The sequence below is a fragment of the Serratia sp. TMDUHS_CL genome, from assembly GCF_037137105.1.
In the GTDB taxonomy this organism is placed as follows: domain Bacteria; phylum Pseudomonadota; class Gammaproteobacteria; order Enterobacterales; family Enterobacteriaceae; genus Serratia; species Serratia nevei.
In genome coordinates, this window is the sequence record NZ_JBBBDV010000034.1 from 1 (window position 1) to 1,021 (window position 1,021).

The following is a 1,021-nucleotide window of genomic DNA, read 5'->3' on the forward strand; positions in this document are numbered from 1 at the left end:
TGAGGTGGGGCGTTTCACCACGCAGGATCCGATAGGGTTACGCGGCGGGTTGAACCTGTATCAGTATGCGCCGAACCCGCTGATGTGGGTGGATCCGTTTGGGTTGACATGTAGCCATTCTGCTAAAAATCCTAAGCAGGCACATGCGGTCATTAAAGATAAATGGGGGCACGCAATGTCTAAAAGAGATATGCGTGAGCTACAAAACACAGTTGATAGAATTAAATTAAACAAACCTCATTATTCAAATGATGGAACAACATTTAGCAATACGCACTCTATTGGCAACTCTAATAGCCAGCGTCTTAACACTGGTAGTGGACCATATAAAGAATGGACTGTTAAGACACCAGATGTAGGTGGGAATGGAGCGAGGCGTGTGGTAGTTGATACGAAGACAGGCAAAGCTTATTATACTCATGATCATTATGATTCGTTTATAGAGATCGATCTTGGAGGGTGGAAATAATGGAAATAGGGCGGAAAGTCAAAATAGATTTTTCCAAGATAAAAACGCTGGATGATTTTTATACTGAGTTGTCTGGTTTATTTGGGTTTCCTGATTTTTTTGGTAGGAATATCAATGCATTAATTGATTGTTTTTTCAGTTTGCGCTATCCGCAAGATGAAATGACGAAGATTCATGTAGCAGCTTCTGAGTATTTATTAATGGAGCTTCATCATTTCTCTTTAGCATCAGAGGAAATAAAGGAAACATTAATATTCACTATTGAAAATGTAAGCTTAAAATGCAAAGAAAAAGGCCAGGAGCCTTCGATTGTTTTATTGTTGAGGTAGCTTGATATAGTCGAAAAGGCTTCACGGCTTCTCGACTATTACTTAGCGATTAAACGCTAGATATATCTAGATAAAGTAGATTTCATAGGGATGATGAAGCCAGGACGTTCATAGGAATCCTTTCTTTGATTAATTAAGTCGTGAAAAAACAATGCCCTGCTCTTTAAAAAATATATGAAATTAAATATTCCAATTATTTATTGTAGAGCAGACAGTCTGCTGT

At 38.3% G+C, this 1,021-nt stretch carries 2 protein-coding genes; both read left to right on the forward strand.

Annotated features, from left to right (window positions below):
- A partial coding sequence (locus WCL58_RS25240) for an RHS repeat-associated core domain-containing protein (protein ID WP_334274237.1) occupies positions 1 to 469 on the forward strand: 469 nt, incomplete at its 5' end.
- Positions 469 to 798: a barstar family protein gene (locus WCL58_RS25245; protein WP_060387732.1), complete on the forward strand. Its 330-nt coding sequence runs from the start codon at positions 469 to 471 to the stop codon at positions 796 to 798. The genes WCL58_RS25240 and WCL58_RS25245, both read left to right, overlap by 1 nt.
- Positions 799 to 1,021: the final 223 nt, after the last annotated feature.

Bases quoted from the DNA above. Each gene is read 5' to 3' on its own strand.
- WCL58_RS25245 (WP_060387732.1), top strand. From the start codon at position 469: ATGGAAATAGGGCGGAAAGTCAAAATAGATTTTTCCAAGATAAAAACG.